This window comes from Streptomyces yaizuensis (assembly GCF_034961445.1).
Classification (GTDB): domain Bacteria; phylum Actinomycetota; class Actinomycetes; order Streptomycetales; family Streptomycetaceae; genus Streptomyces; species Streptomyces yaizuensis.
On the sequence record NZ_BSBI01000011.1, the window covers coordinates 140,059 to 159,627 of the forward strand.

The 19,569-nt window shown below is 70.5% G+C and carries 20 protein-coding genes; 10 read left to right on the forward strand and 10 right to left on the reverse strand.

The genetic code is table 11. From position 1 onward, the window contains the following. Positions 1 to 59 precede the first annotated feature (59 nt). The 9 genes from SYYSPA8_RS24935 to SYYSPA8_RS24975 all read right to left on the reverse strand — a co-directional run bounded on the left by SYYSPA8_RS24935 (position 60) and on the right by SYYSPA8_RS24975 (position 6,578). The gene (locus SYYSPA8_RS24935) at positions 60 to 1,361 is read right to left on the reverse strand and encodes a tape-measure protein (RefSeq protein ID WP_323449544.1); all 1,302 of its coding nucleotides are present in this window, start codon (positions 1,359 to 1,361) and stop codon (positions 60 to 62) included. Next, positions 1,358 to 2,551 carry a phage tail protein gene (locus SYYSPA8_RS24940; RefSeq protein ID WP_323449545.1) on the reverse strand — a complete coding sequence of 398 codons (1,194 nt, stop codon included), beginning with the start codon at positions 2,549 to 2,551 and terminating at the stop codon, positions 1,358 to 1,360. Before SYYSPA8_RS24940 ends, SYYSPA8_RS24935 begins: the two co-directional genes overlap by 4 nt. A gap of 8 nt (positions 2,552 to 2,559) precedes the next feature. After that, positions 2,560 to 3,462, reverse strand: coding sequence for a hypothetical protein (locus SYYSPA8_RS24945; protein ID WP_323449546.1), 903 nt, complete (start codon positions 3,460 to 3,462; stop codon positions 2,560 to 2,562). Positions 3,463 to 3,524: 62 nt separating this feature from the next. After that, positions 3,525 to 3,848 carry a hypothetical protein gene (locus SYYSPA8_RS24950; protein WP_323449547.1) on the reverse strand — a complete coding sequence of 108 codons (324 nt, stop codon included), beginning with the start codon at positions 3,846 to 3,848 and terminating at the stop codon, positions 3,525 to 3,527. 65 nt (positions 3,849 to 3,913) lie between these two features. Then, positions 3,914 to 4,204: a hypothetical protein gene (locus SYYSPA8_RS24955; protein WP_323449548.1), complete on the reverse strand. Its 291-nt coding sequence runs from the start codon at positions 4,202 to 4,204 to the stop codon at positions 3,914 to 3,916. A gap of 88 nt (positions 4,205 to 4,292) precedes the next feature. Further along, positions 4,293 to 4,889: a phage tail tube protein gene (locus SYYSPA8_RS24960; RefSeq protein ID WP_323449549.1), complete on the reverse strand. Its 597-nt coding sequence runs from the start codon at positions 4,887 to 4,889 to the stop codon at positions 4,293 to 4,295. 91 nt (positions 4,890 to 4,980) lie between these two features. Continuing rightward, entirely contained in the window at positions 4,981 to 5,388 is a 408-nt protein-coding gene (locus SYYSPA8_RS24965) for a hypothetical protein (protein ID WP_323449550.1), read from the reverse strand. A 321-nt stretch (positions 5,389 to 5,709) separates the two neighbouring features. Beyond that, positions 5,710 to 5,949 carry a hypothetical protein gene (locus SYYSPA8_RS24970; RefSeq protein WP_323449727.1) on the reverse strand — a complete coding sequence of 80 codons (240 nt, stop codon included), beginning with the start codon at positions 5,947 to 5,949 and terminating at the stop codon, positions 5,710 to 5,712. Beyond that, positions 5,946 to 6,578 carry a hypothetical protein gene (locus tag SYYSPA8_RS24975; protein ID WP_323449551.1) on the reverse strand — a complete coding sequence of 211 codons (633 nt, stop codon included), beginning with the start codon at positions 6,576 to 6,578 and terminating at the stop codon, positions 5,946 to 5,948. The genes SYYSPA8_RS24970 and SYYSPA8_RS24975 overlap by 4 nt, the downstream gene beginning before the upstream one ends. A gap of 448 nt (positions 6,579 to 7,026) precedes the next feature. On the opposite strand from SYYSPA8_RS24975, the gene SYYSPA8_RS24980 reads away from it, so the two are divergent. The 6 genes from SYYSPA8_RS24980 (at position 7,027) to tuf (ending at position 13,351) form a co-directional block, all read left to right on the forward strand. After that, positions 7,027 to 7,464 (forward strand): helix-turn-helix transcriptional regulator, encoded by a 438-nt coding sequence (locus tag SYYSPA8_RS24980; protein WP_323449552.1) that lies wholly within the window; start codon positions 7,027 to 7,029, stop codon positions 7,462 to 7,464. Positions 7,465 to 7,771: 307 nt separating this feature from the next. Next, on the forward strand, positions 7,772 to 8,572 hold the full coding sequence (locus SYYSPA8_RS24985) for a hypothetical protein (RefSeq protein WP_323449553.1): 801 nt from the start codon (positions 7,772 to 7,774) through the stop codon (positions 8,570 to 8,572). A 413-nt stretch (positions 8,573 to 8,985) separates the two neighbouring features. Continuing rightward, positions 8,986 to 9,357, forward strand: coding sequence for a 30S ribosomal protein S12 (rpsL, locus tag SYYSPA8_RS24990; protein WP_003948652.1), 372 nt, complete (start codon positions 8,986 to 8,988; stop codon positions 9,355 to 9,357). Positions 9,358 to 9,359: 2 nt separating this feature from the next. Further along, positions 9,360 to 9,830, forward strand: coding sequence for a 30S ribosomal protein S7 (rpsG, locus tag SYYSPA8_RS24995; protein WP_323449554.1), 471 nt, complete (start codon positions 9,360 to 9,362; stop codon positions 9,828 to 9,830). Between the two features lie 37 nt (positions 9,831 to 9,867). Continuing rightward, a complete protein-coding gene (gene fusA, locus SYYSPA8_RS25000) occupies positions 9,868 to 11,994 on the forward strand; it encodes an elongation factor G (RefSeq protein ID WP_323449555.1) in 2,127 nt (708 codons plus the stop codon). A gap of 163 nt (positions 11,995 to 12,157) precedes the next feature. Continuing rightward, positions 12,158 to 13,351 carry an elongation factor Tu gene (tuf, locus tag SYYSPA8_RS25005; RefSeq protein WP_323449556.1) on the forward strand — a complete coding sequence of 398 codons (1,194 nt, stop codon included), beginning with the start codon at positions 12,158 to 12,160 and terminating at the stop codon, positions 13,349 to 13,351. Between the two features lie 190 nt (positions 13,352 to 13,541). On the opposite strand, the gene SYYSPA8_RS25010 is transcribed toward tuf, so the two are convergent. Next, on the reverse strand, positions 13,542 to 15,650 hold the full coding sequence (locus SYYSPA8_RS25010) for a PIG-L family deacetylase (RefSeq protein WP_407706082.1): 2,109 nt from the start codon (positions 15,648 to 15,650) through the stop codon (positions 13,542 to 13,544). Between the two features lie 371 nt (positions 15,651 to 16,021). Here SYYSPA8_RS25010 and SYYSPA8_RS25015 point away from each other — a divergent pair, with 371 nt between their 5' ends. From SYYSPA8_RS25015 to rpsJ, 4 genes are all read left to right on the forward strand, one after another. After that, on the forward strand, positions 16,022 to 16,477 hold the full coding sequence (locus SYYSPA8_RS25015; RefSeq protein ID WP_323449558.1) for a hypothetical protein: 456 nt from the start codon (positions 16,022 to 16,024) through the stop codon (positions 16,475 to 16,477). Positions 16,478 to 16,479: 2 nt separating this feature from the next. Further along, positions 16,480 to 18,264 (forward strand): alpha/beta hydrolase, encoded by a 1,785-nt coding sequence (locus SYYSPA8_RS25020; RefSeq protein ID WP_323449559.1) that lies wholly within the window; start codon positions 16,480 to 16,482, stop codon positions 18,262 to 18,264. After that, positions 18,254 to 18,787 carry a hypothetical protein gene (locus tag SYYSPA8_RS25025; RefSeq protein ID WP_323449560.1) on the forward strand — a complete coding sequence of 178 codons (534 nt, stop codon included), beginning with the start codon at positions 18,254 to 18,256 and terminating at the stop codon, positions 18,785 to 18,787. Before SYYSPA8_RS25020 ends, SYYSPA8_RS25025 begins: the two co-directional genes overlap by 11 nt. A gap of 471 nt (positions 18,788 to 19,258) precedes the next feature. Beyond that, positions 19,259 to 19,567: a 30S ribosomal protein S10 gene (gene rpsJ, locus SYYSPA8_RS25030; RefSeq protein WP_003948644.1), complete on the forward strand. Its 309-nt coding sequence runs from the start codon at positions 19,259 to 19,261 to the stop codon at positions 19,565 to 19,567. The last annotated feature ends 2 nt before the right edge of the window (positions 19,568 to 19,569 follow it).

The following is a 19,569-nucleotide window of genomic DNA, read 5'->3' on the forward strand; positions in this document are numbered from 1 at the left end:
GGGCCTGATGGGGGGCCGATGGGGCCTCACGCGGCGCGGGCGGGTGGCCCGATGCGGCCTTACGCGGCGCGGGCGAGGAACAACAGCTCCTCGGCGACGCCGTACGCGCCCCGCCCGGCGGGCTCCCGGTAGGTCTCCAGCCGGACCCGGCGCGGCTCGCGCACGCCCGACCGCTCCCGGGGCTCGGCGGCGCGCAGGGCCGCGACCGCGCCGAGGGGGAGCACCGCGCCGGGGCGGGAGCCGCTCGCAGGGAGCGCCACCCCGCCCTCGGCGAGCATCGGGATCTTCGGGATGTCCACCCCGAACTTCTTGCCGAGGATGGAGAAGCTGAGGCCGTTGAGTTTGTCGATGACCCAGTTGGCGAAGGAGATCAGGCCCTCCAGCGGGAGCTTGAACGCCCCGGCGACCAGCTGGAAGCCGGTGGTGATGAAGCCGCCGATGCCGCCGAGGGTGTCGCCGGTGGCGTTCTTCACCCGGGTGAAGCCGGCCGGGATGTCCTTGGTGATCCAGTCGACCAGCGGTTTGACGGCGTTCCTGAGGCCGTTCCAGGTGGTGCGGATCAGCCCGGTGACGGCGTTGGTCGCCCTGCCGACACCGTCGCGCACGGCGGGGAAGCCCTTCCCGATGACCGCGCCCACCGAACCCAGCTCGCCGGTCACGACGGCCCGGACGACACCGAACGCGGTCGAGATCACGGTGGCGTAGAACCCGACCACGGGTGCGAGGAACCGGCCGATCGCCTGGAAGCCCTTGAGGACCTGGTCGAAGACCTGCTTGATGATCCGCTGTCCGGTCCGGGAGTTGACGGCGAGCTCGATGAGATAGGCGACGATCGGCACCAGCAGACCGGCCACGAAGCCGATCGGATTGGCCCGCATGGTGACGTTCATGGCCATCACCGCGCCGGCCGCGACCATCAGGCCGCCGCCGAGCGCGGTCATCAGCGGGCCGATGGTGACGCCCGCGGCGCCGAGCAGCTCGGTGACGGAGACCAGCCCGGCGGCGCCGCCCGCGAGTGCCGCCGCCGCTCCGCTCGACGACCGGGTCGAGCGGCCGTTCGCCTCCAGCCCGGCGGCTGCCCGGCCCGCGCTGGTGCCGACGGCGGTGACGGGTCGCACGGAGCCGGTGGCCCCCGTCCGCAGCCCGCTGACGGCGCCGCGGGCGGAGTCGGCGGCGCTCCGGATCCGGTCCACCGATCCGGCGGCCGTCCGCAGGGTGGCCACCGAGGAGCGGGCCGCCCCGGTCATCTGCTTCACCTGGGCCCGAAGCTGGTTCAGCGGCTGCACCATGCCCGCGAGCAGGTTTCCCACGGGGTCGGCGGCGCCGGCCGGGCCGCCCCGGCCCAGGGCGAGGGCGCTCATCCGCGGGCCTTCGCCAGGAACATCAGGGCCTTCGCGGTGTCCCGTGCGTCGCTGGAGGGCGCCGCGTGGTAGTGCTCGATGTGGAACCCGGCCCCGGCGGGGGCCAGCGCGGTACCGGTGCGGGCGCGGGCGGCGGTGTGCCGCAGCAGCCGGTCCAGCTTGGAGAGCGGCAGCACGGCCTCGGCCTCGCCGGCCTCCGCGAGGATCGCGGGGACACCGCCGGTCCTGGGCGTCACGACGCCGCCCTCGGCGAGCCGGGGGATCCGGGGGAGGCTGATCCCGAAGGACTTCCCTCCGACGCCGGGGACCCAGCCGGGTATGGACACCCTGATGCCGTTGAGCTTCCCGATCGCGGAGTTGATCAGGTCGATGACGCTGTTGAGGGGCGTCCTGACGGCGTTCTTGACCGCGTCGAACGCCTTGGACGCGATGCCCTTGAGCCCGCCCCAGATCGAGGAGAGCTTGTCCTTGACGAGGGTGAAGGCCTTGGGAATGTCATTGCGGACCCAGTTGACGACCGGGGTGATGACTCCCTTGATTCCCTTCCAGACCGAGGAGATCACCGACTTCACCGCGTTCATCACCGTGGTGATGACCTTCTTCCAGGCGTTGAAGTAGGTGGAGATCACCTTGCCGACGGCCTGGACGACCACCGAGATCGCCTTCTTGATGCCGTCCCAGACCTTTTTGATCAGATCGCCGGCGCTCTTCATGATCGGGCCGACGGCCTTCATGACGGAGCTGATGACGGCCTTGACGGCGTCGAAGGCGGTCTTGAGGACCTTCTGCATGGTCTTCGACTGGGCCGCCATGCTGACGACCTTCTCGATCAGCGGGGCGAACAGCTCCAGGAGCCGGGCGATGATATTGCCCTTCATGGAGGTGTTGAGGCCGTTCATCCCCTTGGCCGCGTTGTCGGCGCCGCCCTTGAACTTCCCGATCTGGGTGCCGCCGGTCTGGCCGGCCTTTCCGGCACGGGCGACGGACTTCTCGGCGCTGTCGGCGTTCTGCTGGAGGGTTTTCAGCTCCCGCGCGGAGGACTGCGCGGCGGAACGGAGCTTGTCGAGCCCGCTCTGGCCGCTGGTGGCCGCACGGCCGACGCTCTGTGCGGCGGTGGCGGCGGTGTCGGCTTGCGTCTTGAGCTGCCGGAGGGAGCCGGTGGCCTTTCCGGCGGCGGAAGTGAGCGACATGGGGCCCCCTAGGCGAGCGCTGAGATGAGCTGGTTCACGGTGCCGCGGAGCACTCGGACCTCATTGGCCACGGTTCTGAGGTCGGGCCCGCCGACTCCGCTCGCGGGGACGCGGAGACTCGGCGCCGGACTCGTGCCCAGTTGCGTGCGCATGTTCGTCTGGGCGGCCCGCGCGTTTCCACCGCTCCGTGCGATCTTGTTGACCTCGGCGGCCCAGCTCTTGTCCTTGAGGATTCTGTACTGATCTCCGTAGTGTTCAAGGAGATGGCGCCGCGCGACGTAGTGCTCCAGGTGCTGATACCGATTGGAATAGTGGACGAGATATCTCCGATTTGTCCGATAATTCTCCACCAATCTGTTGCGCCGCTCCTGACGATGCGCCTCCCGCTTCTGGGTTTCATTCTGCATCTTCTTGTCGAGCCAGTCGAAGAAGGTTTTCCTCCATCCCGTGAAATCCCATTTCCGAGTGGCGCCCAGAATGGTGATTCCCCGCTCGTCGACCTTGAACAGGGATATTCCGATGGTGAGCACCGTCAACGCGGTGGCTGTGGCCGCCAGCGCGGTTCCAGTTGCCGACAGGCCCGTTCCAGTTGCTGTCGCTCCCGTGAGTGCGAGTGAAGCCAGAGTTCTCGCCTCGGATATTTTCGTCAGCGTGACGGAGTGCTGCGCATCCGTGTAGGACTTGGTGACGTAGGTCTCGGTCTTGTCGACGTACGACTTACTGAGCTTCCCTACGGTCTCCGATACCCGGTTCGGGTCGTTCTTGAGTTTCTCTTCGATTGCCTTGATGTCATCGATGATCTTCCTGGGGGTGACGGTGAACGTGCGGTCGAAGGTTTCGAGCGCTTTCAGTCTTTCGTGGATCCGGGTCAGGTCAGGGGGTTTGTTCGCGTCGTCGGGTGTCCGATTCATGATCACCTCGCCGTGGGTGTCTGCGTCCGAGGGCTCGCGAGGGGCCCATGGGGTACGGGCGTTCAGCCCCGGCCGAAGAAGCGGGCCAGATCAGCGCTCGCAGGTGGGGGGTCCGGTTCGGCCCGGGACTCTTCGGGCGCGGAGTCACCCGGGCGGGGAACCGGTGTCGGGGGGTCCGGGGGGTCGTCCGAGTGGACGCTGGTGAAGAGCCAGTTCGCGGCGGCCAGGTGGTCCACCACCGCCGCCAGCAGGTGGTCGGTCACCGACCACTCCGCCGTCTCCCCGTGCAGCGCGCGGTTCACCGCGCTGTCCCGGGGCAGATGCTCGATCAGCACCGACAGCCGGCGGGAGGAGAGCCGGCCGCGCTGCCAGTCGAGGAAATCCACGCCGTAGTGGCGCAGCAGATCCGCTTCGAGAGCCTCGGCGTGTTCGTCGGCGAACTCGACGAGGCTCAGTCTTCCCCCAGGCCGAGCCCGGTCTCCTTGCCGTAGGCGTCCAGGATCGCGGCGATGTCCTGCATGGTGATGTCGTGCTTCTCGAAGCGGGCGAACTGCTTCGCGCCCATGAGGAGCGACAGCAGTCCGTCCACGTCGTTGTCGTCCAGCTCGCGCAGCGCCTTCGCGGTCGCGCGGGTCAGCTCGGTGGGCAGTTCGAAGGTGTCCTGGTCCAGATCGAAGGACCAGTTCGTGCCGATGGCCTCCAGGCGCTGGGCGCGGGCGGCGTTCACGTCGAAGCGAGCCATGGGTGTGCCTCCTGGTGCAGGGAGAGGGGAAGGGAAGTGCCCTACCGGGGCCGGTCCTGGTGCGGGACCGGCCCCGGTACGGCGGGTGTCACACGGCCGAGTACGCCGGGTCCTTCATCAGGAAGGTCGCCAGCGGCGCGGTCGCGCCCTGGGACAGCGCGGTGAAGGTGACCCCGAGCGAGGCCGCCGACTTGCGGGCCAGCTTCACGTCGTCGGCGGAGGTCACCTGGCCGCGCGGGATCACGAAGCGGTAGGTGATGTCCTTGCCGTCGGTGAACTCCAGGCCGAGCGCCCGCTCGTCGAAGGTCGGGCCGTCCGGGATGTCCAGGCTGTAGATCCCGGCGGTGCCCGCGCCGACGGGCTTGACGTCCGACTTGGACCCGCCGATGAAGAAGGGCAGCGTGTCCTCGTTGAACTGGAGCATCGCGAACTTCAGCGTCAGATCGCGGTCCGAGTAGACGAACCGCGCCGGGCTGATGGCCTGCCAGGTCTCCACCGGGTCGAGCTTGTCCTTCTTGGCGAAGGTCACGCCGTCGGTGGTGGTGTAGCCGAGGTCCGTCCAGGCGGCGCCCCAGTCGGCCGCCGGGTTGGCGGAGAAGGCGGTCGGCGCGGCGGCGCCCACCGCGGCGACGAGGACCCGGCCGGTGCCGGCGACGCGGATCTCGGAAGCGTTGTTGCCTGCCATGGGAACTCCTTGGGTGGTGGTGGCTGCCGTGGGTACGGCAAGGGCCCCGCCGGATCGGCGGGGCCCGGTCGGTGGGGGCGGCGTGCGGGGCTCAGACGGTCCGCACGGAGAGCCGCAGCACGCAGAGGTAGCGGTTGGCCGCCGGGTAGACGTAGTCCGGCTGCCAGCGCGGCCCGTCGGCCTCGCTGACGTCGGTGATGTGCGAGACGCCGAAGGCGGTGCCCCGGGAGCGGAGCAGGACGGAGCGGGCCGCGTTGGTCAGGACATGGGCGGCGGTCTTGTCGGGGCCGTAGACCTCCAGCTCGATCAGGGGCTGGTCGAGATGGAGGTCGTCGACCCAGGCCCCGCCCCGGCGGGAGACGAGCACGACCCGCTGGGTGCCGTTGAAGCCGGGCGGCGGGCTCTCGTCCACGGCCGCGCCCGCCAGCTCCGGCCGGTTGCGGAGGAGGTCCACGACGATGGCCTCCACATCGGGGAAGGTGCTCGGGGGTGCGTTCATGGCGGGGCATCACTCCTGATTCGTACGGATGGCACGGATGGCACGGATGCGTGTGAACACGTGCGGATGCGCGGGGAAGGCGCGTACGGGGCCGGCGGCCGGTCCCGGCAACGCCGGCGGCGGAGCTGCGCCCCGGAGGGAGGGGGCACAGCTCCGCCGCTGCCTCCAGTGTGATTGATTTCGTGCGAGCGCGCAACTAGTGCGGGCGAGTTCGCTCTTTTCCTGCTCCGGGACGGCGGCCGGACAACGCCGATCGGCGGCGGCCCCGGACCCGGGACCACCGCCGATCGATCGCCCCTTGCGGCGGGACGGGCCGTACGGTCAGCTCCGCGCGGCCGGCCGCCGGGCGGCGCGCTCCGCCGCGAAGACGTCCTCCAGCCGGTAGAGCAACGACCGGCCCAGCCGCCCGGCGGGGGAGAGGTGGCCCAGCTGGACCCACTTGCGGATGGTGGCCGGTACGACCCCCGCCTCGGTGGCGGCGAGCGCGCCGGTGATCAGGGGGCCGCCGGCCGTACGCGGCCGCCCGCCCGGGGCACGGGTCCCCTCGCCCGGCCCGTTCACCGGGCCGCCCCGCCCGCGCCGGTGTCCAGCGCCGCGCGGATCACGGAACCGTCGATCCCGTGCTCCGCCAGCGCCGCCCACTGCGACTCCTGCCAGATGTGGCGGTGCGCCGGGTCCGTACCGCACGCGCAGTCGCCGTCCCCGCAGCGGCAGGCCGGGTTGACGCAGAGCACGGCCCGCCGGTCCGGGAAGGCGCGCAGGGAGACCGAGTCGCACCGGGGGCAGCGGCCCGGCAGCCTGAGCACCGCCTCGCTGTCGCCCAGGGCATGGGCGCAGCGCCGGGCCATCCGGCGGGCCTCGTCCCGTACGTGCTCCGCGAGGTCGGGGTGGGCGGCGACGGCGTCGAGCAGGGAGGCGATCCGGATCAGCCGCTGGGGGACCCGGGCCCGCCGGGGGCGGCCGAGGCCGAGCCGTTCGTGGACCGCCTCGTCCAGCTCGATCACCCCGTCGGTGATATCGCGGAGTGCGTCCGAGATATGCAGCTGAACGGGTAGGGAGGGAGAGACGGAGGCGGCCCGGCGCCCGGTGGTGGAGGGCCGGCTGCCGGGGGCGAGCGAGGTCAGAAGTTCCGGAAAGCGGCTGATCAGCGTGTTGATCCAGTGGGCTGTGTCAGGGGCGGGCCGGGTCAAGGGGACCTCCGGGGATCGGGCGTGGGTGTGGTGGGTACGGCATCCGGCGGAGTCGGAGCGGGTGCCGGGATGAGAGCGGCTCACTGCTTTGAGGTGTGCGGACCTGCCGGAATCGGCGTAGGGATACTCCGCCGCGCGACAGGCGCCCCTCCCGCGTTCCCCGGAGCCGGGTCAGGGCACAGCGTGCGGGTGCGCAACGGGGGCGGGGTGGGGGTTCGCAGGTGTGCGCTGGTGCCGAGGGCTGTGGGCCAGGGAATCAAGGTCTCTCCCGTCACACGGGTCACGTCGATTTGTTGCGCACTCGCACCATCACATAGTGCGCGCGCACGCGCAACAGAATGCGGAGGGCGGTCTTCGCGTAATCGCCACAGTGCGCGCGCAGCAGCACGAAATGTCGTGCGCGCAAGCGCGATAGTCTGAGATCCGCTTCGGAGGGAGGCGACCATCAGTGAGCGCCCATGATCTGGACCAGTTCGCCGCCTGGGTGGAGGAACTGATCCGCCGCCGTGGCTACGACATCGACAGCCCCCGGGGCGGCGGGAAGTCCCGGCTCGCCGACGAGGCGGGTGTCCACCGGGCCGCCATCACCCGATTGCTCCAGCGGCAGAGCATGCCCGACCTGGAGACCACCCGGCGGCTCGCGCACGTCCTGGACGTGCCGGTGCGCGACATGCTGATCCGCTCGGGGCGGCTCAGCGAGGAGGACCTTCCGCTGCCGGTGACCGCCGGGAAGGCCGCGTCCGCCCCCCCGCTCCGCCGGATGACGCTGGAGGAGGCCGCCGCCGGTCTTGGCGTGCCGGACGAGCAGGTGGAGATGTTCATCAAGGTCGCCGGGCAGTTCCTGCCGCCCGCCCCGGCCCGCCGCGCCCCCCTCGCCCAGGACTGACCACAGGGCTGACCCCGGGACTGGCCACAGAACTGGACCCGCACGCCTCGCCCGACCCCTCGGTCACGGGGAGCGCCGGGCCCGGCGCAGGGTGCCCCCCTTGCCCGTACCCGGCCGGGCCGCCTGCGAACCGCACCCCGCCCATCGTCACGCTCCGTGCCGGACCGGATGGCCACCTCCGTGCGCAGGCCCCGGTCAGTAAGCTGTCACCGCGTGTCCCCCCACGCTCACGCAGCTCCCGCCGCTCCGGGAAGCACGGCGTCCGCCGAGCTGTGTCCTCAGACGAGTCGCATGGGCGGGAGCATCGATGGGACGCGAACGAGAGACGGGGATGGCGGAGGGGGAAGGGGCCGGGCGGGGCGCGATGTCCGCGCCGTCGCCGTCGCCACCATCAGGAGCGCTCCCCGCGTCCGACGCCCCGGGTGACGCCACGCACGGCGTACCGCCCGGCGCGTCGTCGGACGGCATACCCCCGGACGCGCCGCCGGACGACCTGCCCGGGCTGCTCGCCCTCCTCGGCCGGCTGCTGGAGGGGCACGCCCCGGCGGAGGTCGCCGTGCTGCTCCGGGAGGAGCTGGACCGGCGGGAGACCGCCGCCTACGCCAGCGGCTGGCGGGATGCCGCCGCCGAGTACGGCGCGGCGCTGGACGAGGCCCTGGCCGCGACCCGGAGCCGACCGCTCAGGCTGGTGGGGCAGGCCCCGGGGCGGGCCGCCGTACTCCCCTTCCGCCAGGAGTTCCCGCCGGGCGCCGAGCGGCGCCCCGGGCACCCCGACCGCGGCGACAGCCGGACGGCGGCGGCCGCCACGGACGACGGCAAAGGCGCCAGGAGTGACAAGGGCGACAAGGGCGACAAGGGCGACAGGGGTGGCAGCGGCGGGACGGCTGCTCCGGACGGCGGGCCCCGGGCCGGCGACTCCCGCCCGGCGCTCGTCCCCAAGCGGCGCGGATCCCGGGTCCCGACCATCCCCCGGCTCGCCGGACCCCGGCGCCCCCGCTCCGAGGACCCGCCCGACCCGCCCGGCCCGCCCGACCCGCCCGATCCGCCCGGCCCCACGGGCCCTGCCGACCCCACGGGCCCCGCCGGCCCGGACGGTGACGCCGGGTGATCCCGGACACATCCGCCGGTGATCCAGGGCCGCCGCCCACCGGCGGCCCCGCGCACCGCCCGCCCGGCCCCGGCGCTCGACCTGCGGGCCCGCCCCGCCGGGCGTAAGCTGCGCCCGCACCCGTGATCCTCCCGCTGAAAGAGTCGTTTCCCAAGGTCGGCCGTGCCCTGGGGGGTGCGTGCATTTGTTTTGACCGCAGCCCATGCGGTAGGTACGCTCTGACCTTGTGCCTGGGGTGTGCCTGGGCTCCTGCGCGTGTCCTCAACCGCGTGAGGGGTCCGATCTCGGCCGCCGCTATCTGCACCCTCTTCGCCCGCAAGGCGGGAGTCCCGCAGCTACGACACACCCGACCGCGTGGGTCGGAGGCGTTCCAGGTTAGTTGTACTGATCGGCACACAGAAACCGGAGAAGTAGTGCCTACGATCCAGCAGCTGGTCCGTAAGGGCCGGCAGGACAAGGTCGAGAAGAACAAGACGCCCGCGCTCGAGGGTTCGCCCCAGCGCCGCGGCGTCTGCACGCGTGTGTTCACGACCACCCCGAAGAAGCCGAACTCGGCCCTGCGCAAGGTCGCGCGTGTGCGTCTGACCTCTGGCATCGAGGTCACGGCCTACATCCCGGGTGAGGGACACAACCTGCAGGAGCACTCCATCGTGCTCGTGCGTGGTGGCCGTGTGAAGGACCTGCCGGGTGTTCGCTACAAGATCATCCGCGGTTCCCTGGACACCCAGGGCGTCAAGAACCGTAAGCAGGCCCGCAGCCGCTACGGCGCCAAGAAGGAGAAGTAAGAATGCCTCGTAAGGGCCCCGCCCCGAAGCGCCCGGTCATCATCGACCCGGTCTACGGTTCTCCTCTGGTGACGTCGCTCATCAACAAGATCCTGCTGAACGGCAAGCGTTCCACCGCCGAGCGGATCGTCTACGGCGCCATGGAAGGTCTTCGCGAGAAGACCAACGCCGACCCGGTCATCACCCTGAAGCGCGCGCTTGAGAACGTCAAGCCGTCCCTTGAGGTCAAGTCCCGCCGTGTCGGTGGCGCCACCTACCAGGTGCCGATCGAGGTCAAGCCTGGTCGTGCCGCCACCCTCTCGCTGCGCTGGATCGTGGGCTACTCCCGCGCCCGCCGTGAGAAGACCATGACCGAGCGCCTCATGAACGAGCTGCTCGACGCCTCGAACGGCCTCGGCGCTTCGGTCAAGAAGCGTGAGGACACGCACAAGATGGCCGAGTCCAACAAGGCCTTCGCGCACTACCGCTGGTAGTCGCTACCCCATCGAGACCGAGAGAAGACTGAGCCATATGGCCACCACTTCGCTTGACCTGGCCAAGGTCCGCAACATTGGGATCATGGCCCACATCGACGCGGGCAAGACGACGACCACCGAGCGCATCCTGTTCTACACCGGTGTGAGCTACAAGATCGGTGAGGTCCACGACGGCGCTGCCACGATGGACTGGATGGAGCAGGAGCAGGAGCGCGGCATCACGATCACGTCCGCCGCGACGACCTGTCACTGGCCGCTCGAGGACGTCGATCACACCATCAACATCATCGACACCCCGGGCCACGTCGACTTCACCGTCGAGGTGGAGCGTTCGCTCCGCGTGCTCGACGGTGCCGTGACCGTGTTCGACGGTGTCGCCGGCGTTGAGCCGCAGTCCGAGACCGTCTGGCGTCAGGCGGACCGCTACGGCGTTCCGCGTATCTGCTTCGTCAACAAGCTCGACCGCACCGGTGCCGAGTTCCACCGCTGTGTCGACATGATCAGCGACCGCCTGGGCGCGACGCCGATCGTCATGCAGCTGCCGATCGGTGCCGAGGCCAACTTCCAGGGTGTCGTCGACCTCGTCACCATGAAGGCCTTCGTCTGGTCCGCCGAGGCGACCAAGGGCGAGATGTACGACGTCGTCGACATCCCGGCCACGCACACCGAGGCCGCCGACGAGTGGCGCGGCAAGCTGCTGGAGACCGTCGCCGAGAACGACGACGCGATGATGGAGCTGTTCCTGGAGGGCCAGGAGCCCACCGTCGAGCAGCTGTACGCGGCGGTCCGCCGTATCACCATCGCCTCCGGCAAGTCCGAGGGCACCACGGTCACCCCGGTGTTCTGTGGTACCGCGTTCAAGAACAAGGGCGTCCAGCCCCTGCTCGACGCGGTCGTGCGCTACCTGCCCTCCCCCCTGGACGTCGAGGCCATCGAGGGCCACGACGTCAAGGACGCGGAGCTGGTCGTCAAGCGCAAGCCGTCCGACGACGAGCCGCTCGCGGCGCTGGCGTTCAAGATCATGAGCGACCCGCACCTCGGCAAGCTCACCTTCGTGCGCATCTACTCCGGCCGTCTGGAGTCCGGCACCGCGGTGCTGAACTCCGTGAAGGGCCGCAAGGAGCGCATCGGCAAGATCTACCGTATGCACGCGAACAAGCGTGAGGAGATCGCGTCGGTGGGCGCCGGTGACATCGTCGCCGTCATGGGCCTGAAGCAGACCACCACCGGTGAGACGCTCGCGGACGAGAAGAACCCGGTGATCCTGGAGTCCATGGACTTCCCGGCGCCGGTCATCGAGGTCGCGATCGAGCCCAAGTCCAAGGGCGACCAGGAGAAGCTGGGTGTCGCCATCCAGCGTCTCGCGGAGGAGGACCCCTCCTTCCAGGTCCACACCAACGAGGAGACCGGCCAGACCGTCATCGGCGGCATGGGCGAGCTTCACCTCGAGGTGCTGGTCGACCGGATGAAGCGCGAGTTCAAGGTCGAGGCCAACGTCGGCAAGCCTCAGGTCGCGTACCGCGAGACGATCCGCAAGGCCGTCGAGCGCGTGGACTACACCCACAAGAAGCAGACCGGTGGTACCGGTCAGTTCGCGAAGGTGCAGATCGCGATCGAGCCCATCGAGGGTGGCGACGCGTCCTACGAGTTCGTGAACAAGGTCACCGGTGGCCGCGTGCCCAAGGAGTACATCCCCTCCGTGGACGCGGGCGCGCAGGAGGCCATGCAGTTCGGCATCCTGGCGGGCTACGAGATGACGGGCGTGCGCGTCACGCTCCTCGACGGCGCCTTCCACGAGGTCGACTCCTCCGAGCTCGCCTTCAAGATCGCCGGTTCGCAGGCGTTCAAGGAGGCCGCGCGCAAGGCCAGCCCCGTGCTGCTCGAGCCGATGATGGCCGTCGAGGTCACCACGCCCGAGGACTACATGGGCGAGGTCGTCGGCGACATCAACTCCCGCCGTGGCCAGATCCAGGCCATGGAGGAGCGTGCCGGCGCCCGCGTCGTCAAGGGCCTGGTGCCGCTGTCGGAGATGTTCGGCTACGTCGGCGACCTCCGCAGCAAGACCTCGGGTCGCGCAAGCTACTCGATGCAGTTCGACTCCTACGCCGAGGTTCCGCGGAACGTCGCCGAGGAGATCATCGCGAAGGCCAAGGGCGAGTAACTCACCCGAGTACACGCTTTAGGCTTGTCACCGGAGCCCGACAGGGACATTCCGGCCGTTCGGTAAGAGAGCGGTGGGAATGTCCCGGGGCCCCGGCATCCCAGCAAAGATCACCTGGCGCCGATGAGTAAGGCGTACAGAACCACTCCCCAGGAGGACCCCAGTGGCGAAGGCGAAGTTCGAGCGGACTAAGCCGCACGTCAACATCGGCACCATCGGTCACATCGACCACGGTAAGACGACCCTCACGGCCGCCATTACCAAGGTGCTGCACGACGCGTACCCGGAGCTGAACGAGGCTTCGGCGTTTGACCAGATCGACAAGGCTCCTGAGGAGCGCCAGCGCGGTATCACGATCTCGATCGCGCACGTCGAGTACCAGACGGAGTCGCGTCACTACGCGCACGTCGACTGCCCGGGTCACGCGGACTACATCAAGAACATGATCACGGGTGCCGCGCAGATGGACGGCGCCATCCTCGTGGTCGCCGCCACCGACGGCCCGATGCCGCAGACCAAGGAGCACGTGCTCCTGGCCCGCCAGGTCGGCGTTCCGTACATCGTCGTCGCCCTGAACAAGGCCGACATGGTGGACGACGAGGAGATCCTGGAGCTCGTCGAGCTCGAGGTCCGTGAGCTCCTCACCGAGTACGAGTTCCCGGGCGACGACCTGCCGGTCGTCCGCGTCTCCGCGCTGAAGGCGCTGGAGGGCGACAAGGAGTGGGGCGAGAAGCTCCTCGGCCTCATGAAGGCCGTGGACGAGGCCATCCCGCAGCCCGAGCGTGACGTCGACAAGCCGTTCCTGATGCCGATCGAGGACGTCTTCACGATCACCGGTCGTGGCACCGTCGTCACCGGCCGTATCGAGCGTGGTGTCCTCAAGGTCAACGAGACCGTCGACATCGTCGGCATCAAGACCGAGAAGACCACCACCACGGTCACCGGCATCGAGATGTTCCGCAAGCTGCTCGACGAGGGCCAGGCCGGTGAGAACGTCGGTCTGCTCCTCCGTGGCATCAAGCGCGAGGACGTCGAGCGCGGCCAGGTCATCATCAAGCCGGGCTCGGTCACCCCGCACACCGAGTTCGAGGCCCAGGCCTACATCCTGTCGAAGGACGAGGGTGGCCGTCACACCCCGTTCTTCAACAACTACCGCCCGCAGTTCTACTTCCGTACCACGGACGTGACCGGCGTCGTGACCCTCCCCGAGGGCACCGAGATGGTCATGCCGGGCGACAACACCTCCATGACCGTCGAGCTGATCCAGCCCGTCGCCATGGAGGAGGGCCTGAAGTTCGCCATCCGTGAGGGTGGCCGGACCGTGGGCGCCGGCCAGGTCGTCAAGATCAACAAGTAATCGCTTGAGGATCTGACCTGGTAGCTCCCAGCGAGCTTCCTGCAAGAGGCCCCGCACCTTTGGGTGCGGGGCCTCTTCGCGTTCCCGGGCGCCTGACGGGGGTGTACGGGTACGGGAAGGGGTACGGGTACGCGTCGGGGGCGGCGGACCGTGTCCGCCGCCCCGGTTGCCCGTGCTGCCCGCCGCTCGCTCAGACCTTCGCCGGCGCCGGCCCCCTGCTGCCCCGGGGCCCCGGCCGCCAGATCCAGGGCCGGGCGTCCGGACCCATCCCGACCGCCGTGGGGCCGTGGGGCCCGTCCACGAGGGCCGGGGAGTCCAGCGCCACCGCCCCCTCGGTCCGTACGGTGAGCCGCCCGCCGGACGCGAGCCGCAGCGCCCCGCGCGGATCGCGGCCGAGGACCGCGACACCGCTGCGGGTACGTACTGCCTGGAGCGGCCCGTACCCCGCGAGCCCGGCCACCGGGGCTCCGGCCGGGGCCCCGCCGACGCCGACCGAGGCCGGCTCCGCGCTCGCGGGCTCGCGGTAGTGGATCCGTACGCCGCCCCCGGGCAGGGCGAGCGCGGCGACCGGCCCGCCGGGCCGTGCGTCCGGCCCGGCCGGCTGGAAGAAGACCGGCGCGCCGGGCGTGCTCTGGGCCCAGTGGTGCACGGCGTCGCGGCCCGCGCCGAAGACCTGCACCCGGCCCCCGGCGTCCACGACGGCCGAGAGCCCGTCCTGGATCTCCGCGCCGCCGAGGTGCCGCCAGGCCCCCCAGTGGCCGTCCGTGCCCCGGACCCGGGTGCTGAGCTGCTTGTCGGCGTTGCGGACGAAGAGATGGACCCGGCCGTCGGGCGCGGTCACCGCCACCGGGACGCCGATCCGCCGGCCCCGGTCGTCGGTCCGCTCCGGGTTCCCGAGGCCCGTCCAGGCGCGGAAGCCGCCGCCCGCCCGCTCCTGCTCCAGCAGCACGATCTCCCGGCGGTTGGCCGCGCCCCGGCCGCCGAGCGCGGCGAACCGCAGCCCGAACAGGAGCCGCCGCCCGTCCGGCAGCACCGCCGAGCCCAGCGCGGGCGCCAGCGGACCGCCGCCGAGATCGTCCGGCGCACCCCACTGGCCGCTGCCGGGCGCCGTCTCGCGCCAGCGGACCGCGCGCAGCCCCAGCACTCCGTAGGCGGTGAGCCGCTGCCCGGGCTCCACGGCGACCACCGGCCGGGGGCCGGGGTGGCGGTGGTGGGTGGAGCGCACCCAGCCCTTGCGGTTCCGGAGCGGCCGGGTCCCGCCCACGCCGTAGTCGCCGCAGCCCGCGTCGTTGCCGCACTGCCAGCCGGGGTCGCCGCCGTAGGGGACGAGGTGCGCGGCCTTCTCCCGCAGGACCGCCGGCGGCAGGTTCTTGGGCCAGTGCCGGTTGTAGTAGCCACGGAAGGCGTTCGTGACGAAGCCGGGCACCTGCCCGCCGTCCTCGGTCGCCCGCGCCACCCAGCGGACCATCGCGGCCCAGCTGAAGCAGGCCACGGCGGTGTGGTCGCCGTGGTCGGAGTAGCCGCGCTGTTCGCTGTCCGCGCGCCGGGTCCGCTCGTCGCTGTGCTGGATGTCCGGATCCGGGTCCAGGGTCTGGACGACGGTCGGCCGGTACTGCTCCATCAGCCCGGCCAGGACGTCTATCAGCACGTCGTACGCGTATGGGACGGCCGTGCGCAGCGGCGAACCCTGGGCGATCACGGTCCGCACCTCGACCGCCCGGTCGTTCCAGAGGCTGGGCAGCGCCATCCACCGGCGCTGGGTGTGCATGGGCAGATTGAGGAAGATCAGCTCGACCCGGCGGTCGCCGTGGGTGAGGGTGTTGATCTCCGCGAGCCGGTCCCGCCGCAGGGCGGTGACGCCCCTGGTCCACTCGGTGAACTTGTCCAGGCCCAGGAGGGTGGCGTACGCCTGCCGCAGGCCCTGGTGGCGGGCGGCGGAGTAGGCGCGGGTGTCGGCGGGCGCATCGGGCAGGCCGGGGGCGCGGTTCACGCCGGTGTGCTCGCCGGCGGAGACATAGACGCAGACCAGGGGCACACCGGCGTCGAGCATCCGCTGGGTGTCCGGGTTCATGAAGTACAGATCGTCGTCCGGGTGGGCGAGTATCTGCATCAGCTGGGCCCGCCCGGAACTGGCGATCGGCATCCCGGGCGCGGGGTCGGCGGCGGGTATCGGCCGCTGCGGACCGGGCACGGAGCACCCGCTGACGGCGCCGGCCCCGAGCACCCCGAGCGCGGCCACGACGGACCGCCGCCGGGGAGCGCGCTCCCGCCCGCCGTCCCCTCGGGCCGTCCGCGTCAGGGCAGGGAAAACCGCTCTCTTCACTTGGCCGTGCGCTCCGTCCGCTTCCCCCGCAGCGGGCGGTGGAGGGCGCTGGCTGCGTTCTGTACTGGTATGACTGCGAACGGGATGGTCAGCACCGTTCGCGGTGAACAAGACGAAATATCGTCACACAGGGTTGCTCTGATCGAAAACTTGCGCCCATGAAGGCGGCGATATCACCACCTGTGGTGAGGGCCGATGATCGCGCTGAGTGGCTGCTCGGGCCGGTCCAAAAATCTTCATCTCCCGTGCGGCGCGCGGGAGATGACGTTCCGTGGGGTGGCGCTACGGACGGTAGGGTCGGGGAGGTACGGGGGTACCGGGGGACGACAGGGGGAGGGGCGCCCGCGATGGCGTGGGACGAGTGGGAGCGCTTGAAGACCGAGGCCGTCGAGCGGCAGGCCGGGGGAGTGCGGCTGAACGGGACGGCTCCCGATCCCACGCCGGGCGGCGGATCCGTCACCGGCGGGCTGAAGTCCAGCCGGGACGTGTGGCTCGCCGCCGGTGCCGACGTCGGGGCGCTGCGCGGGGACGTCGGGACCGCGCTCGGCAGGCTGGAGTCCGGGCAGTCGGGGCTCGGCCCCGGCGAGGGCTGCCTCAGCGCGGCGGCGCAACGGGAGCTGTACGCCTCGTGGCAGCGGTACGCGGAGGACGTGCGCGCCCGCTGCGGCCGGCTCGGCGGGATCCTCGACCAGGTCGGGCAGGACCTGCTGAGGACGGACGCGCTCGTCGAGGCGGCGTTCGCCCGGGTGTCGGCCGCCCACGCGGACACGGACGCGGTCGGCGGCCGCCCGCAGGGAGGCTGAGCATGGACCTCGCGACCCTGAAGGCGCTCAAGCCCACCGAGTACGAGAACGCCGCCGACGGCTACCGGGCCCTCGCGGACACGGCCCGGGCCTCCCAGGACCGGGTCGAGAACGTCGTCGCCTTCCGGATGCGGGACGCACTGGAGGGGGCGGCGGCGGACGCGGCGCAGGGCGCGTTACGCGAGCTGGCGGCGAATTTCCGGTACACCCAGAGCCAGTGCGGAGCGATCAGTACCGCGCTGAACGGCTTCGCCCACGAGATGGCGGTGGCCCGGCGGAGCCTGGAGGCCGCGCTGGCGGACGCGGGGTCCCGGGGCTTCACGGTGGGACCCGACGGGACCGTGGCCTATCCGGCGGGCGCCGACAAGGTCGACGGCAAGGTGCCCGACGGCGGCTCGGCCGGCGGCTACGACACCCCGCAGGCCCAGGGCCTGGCCCGCCAGGCGGCCGATCTGAACCCGAACCCGCACGCGGCGGCCGCCCAGGCCATCGCGGACCGGATCGCCGGGGCCCTCGCCCAGGCCACGGCCGCCGATGAGAAGTGGGCGCCGCACTTACGCTTCCTGAAGGCGGACGACGACCTCACCGTCTCCGCCCGGGACTGGGCGGACACCGCCACCGACACCACCGGGGTCCGGGACGCCGCCGGTGCCTACCTCGACACGATCGAGGACCCGCCGAAGGGCGGCTCGCCCGCCGAGAACGCCCAGTGGTGGAAGAGCCTCACCGAGGAGCAGCGGGGCGACCTCCTGGCCGTGCGGCCGGCGAGCGTCGGCGCGCTGGACGGGCTGCCGGCGACGGTCCGTGACGAGGCGAACCGCACGGTGCTCGCCCAGAAGCAGGGCCAGTACCAGGCCGCCCTGGACCTCATTCCGAAGCCGCCGTCGAACCAGTACACCTGGCTCACGACCAACAGGATGCCGCTCAGGGTTCCCACGGCCGAGTACGCCGAGTGGGAACGGCGGTACGGGGACGAGTACGAGCGGCTGGCGGGCCCGCTCAACGGCATGATCGGCGTCCAGGACCGGCTGAACTCCTCGGGTGTGGAAGGGCTGCCGGAGGCGTATCTGCTGGCCTTCAGCGACGAGGGCACCGGACGGATGATCCTCGCCAACGGGAATCCCGACACCGCCGACCACACGGCGGTGTACGTGCCGGGGACGACGACCAACCTCAGCGGCATCGAGGGCGACATCAGTCGCATGACGAACCTCTGGCAGGAGGCCAACGGAGCCCGGGCCGGTTCGGTCTCCACGATCACCTGGCTCGGCTACGACCCACCGCAGAGCATCCCGAAGGACTCGCCCTTCAGCCACTACGCCAATGACGGGGCACCCGCGTTCAACCGGTTCCTGGACGGTCTGGAGACCTCCCGGACGGTTGACACCCCGAGCCATACGACGGTCATCGGGCACTCCTACGGCTCGACCCTCATCGGCTCGGCGGCCCGGCAGGGCGATCTCAACGCGGACGACGTGATCTTCGCGGGCAGCCCGGGTGTACAGGTGGGCTCGGCCCGGGAGATGGACGTACCCGAAGGGCATGTCTGGAACCAGGAGGCCCCCGGGGACCTCGTCCCGGACGTCGGTGGCATCAGCCACGGCGGCAGCCAGTCCGGCGTCGGCGGGGGCGTCTTCCTCACCCCGAGCCACGAGCCCTTCGGCGCACAGCAGATGACCACGGGCACTGAGGGACACAGCGACTACTGGAAGCCCGGCAGCACCAGCCTGTGGAACCAGGCGCAGGTGGTCGCGGGACGACACGGAAGTGTGAAGCTTGAAGACTAAACAATGGCTGGTGGCGCTGCCGCTCGCGCTCGCGCTCGCTTCGATCACGGGATGTGGTATGGACGACTTCGGAAAGTCAGGCGTGCCCTCGGCCGGGAGGTCGAGTATCGACGACGCGACCACGGCGACGAAGCAGGTGTCCAGTGAGATCCTGGACCTTGTCGGGGTCAAGGGTGACGCTACGGAGCCGGGCCCCAGGGTCAGCGAGTGCGGGGGCGACCGGGACCGTGAGACGTACTACCAGATGCGCCATCCGTGGAGCCTCGTACCGGCTCCTGGGCAGCGCCTCGACGGGGTCATGGAGCGGCTGAGGGACGAGTTGCCCAAGCACGGCTGGAAGATCGTCCAGTTCGAGCGGGACAACAGCCGGAACCAGAATTTCAGGCTCACCGCCGACCACGACGACCGCAAGTTCAGCGTCAGAGTCGTTCACCTGGCGAAGAACGAGCCGCCCCAGCTCTCGATCACCATCGTCTCCGGCTGCTACCAGGTCCTCGACGGCCAGCGCGTCGACCGCTACTGACCCGCCTCCGACCAGGCCCTTTCGGGGCGATCTTCGACCGTCTCGACTGCGACCCGTCGTGCCGTCCGCGTGAACCCTCGTGACCTGGGGTACTCTCTACGGCTCGATTGGCCAGGCAGCCGCCCCGTGTGGCAGACTGTGCGGGTTGCTCGGTTGAGTGCCGATGCTGCGCGCCTCCCGCCGGGAGGACCGGAAGCGAGTCCCACAGTACTCGTCGTCCCATCTGCCGTCAGGCAGCGCTGGGGCGGACGTACGGGAATCTTTCGGGAAGCGTCAGCGGGGTGCAGACCAGGCACCCGGTGGGAGTTTTTCCCCCGATACGCGGGCTCGGGCCCGCGCCCCCTTGGTTGGGATGTCCCCTGGGACATCTGCGTAGAGGGAGCGCGACACGCCCGACCGCGTGGGTCGGAGAAAAGCGCAGGACCCGCCGGGTCGCCAGAGCGTCCACGAGAGACAGGACTACTAGTAGCCATGGCGGGACAGAAGATCCGCATCCGGCTCAAGGCCTACGACCACGAAGTCATCGACTCCTCGGCGAAGAAGATCGTCGAGACGGTGACGCGTACTGGTGCGTCGGTCGCGGGCCCGGTGCCGCTGCCCACTGAGAAGAACGTGTACTGCGTCATCAAGTCGCCGCACAAGTACAAGGACTCGCGCGAGCACTTCGAGATGCGCACGCACAAGCGCCTGATCGACATCCTCGACCCGACGCCCAAGACCGTTGACTCGCTGATGCGCCTGGACCTTCCGGCCGGCGTTGACATCGAGATCAAGCTCTGAGA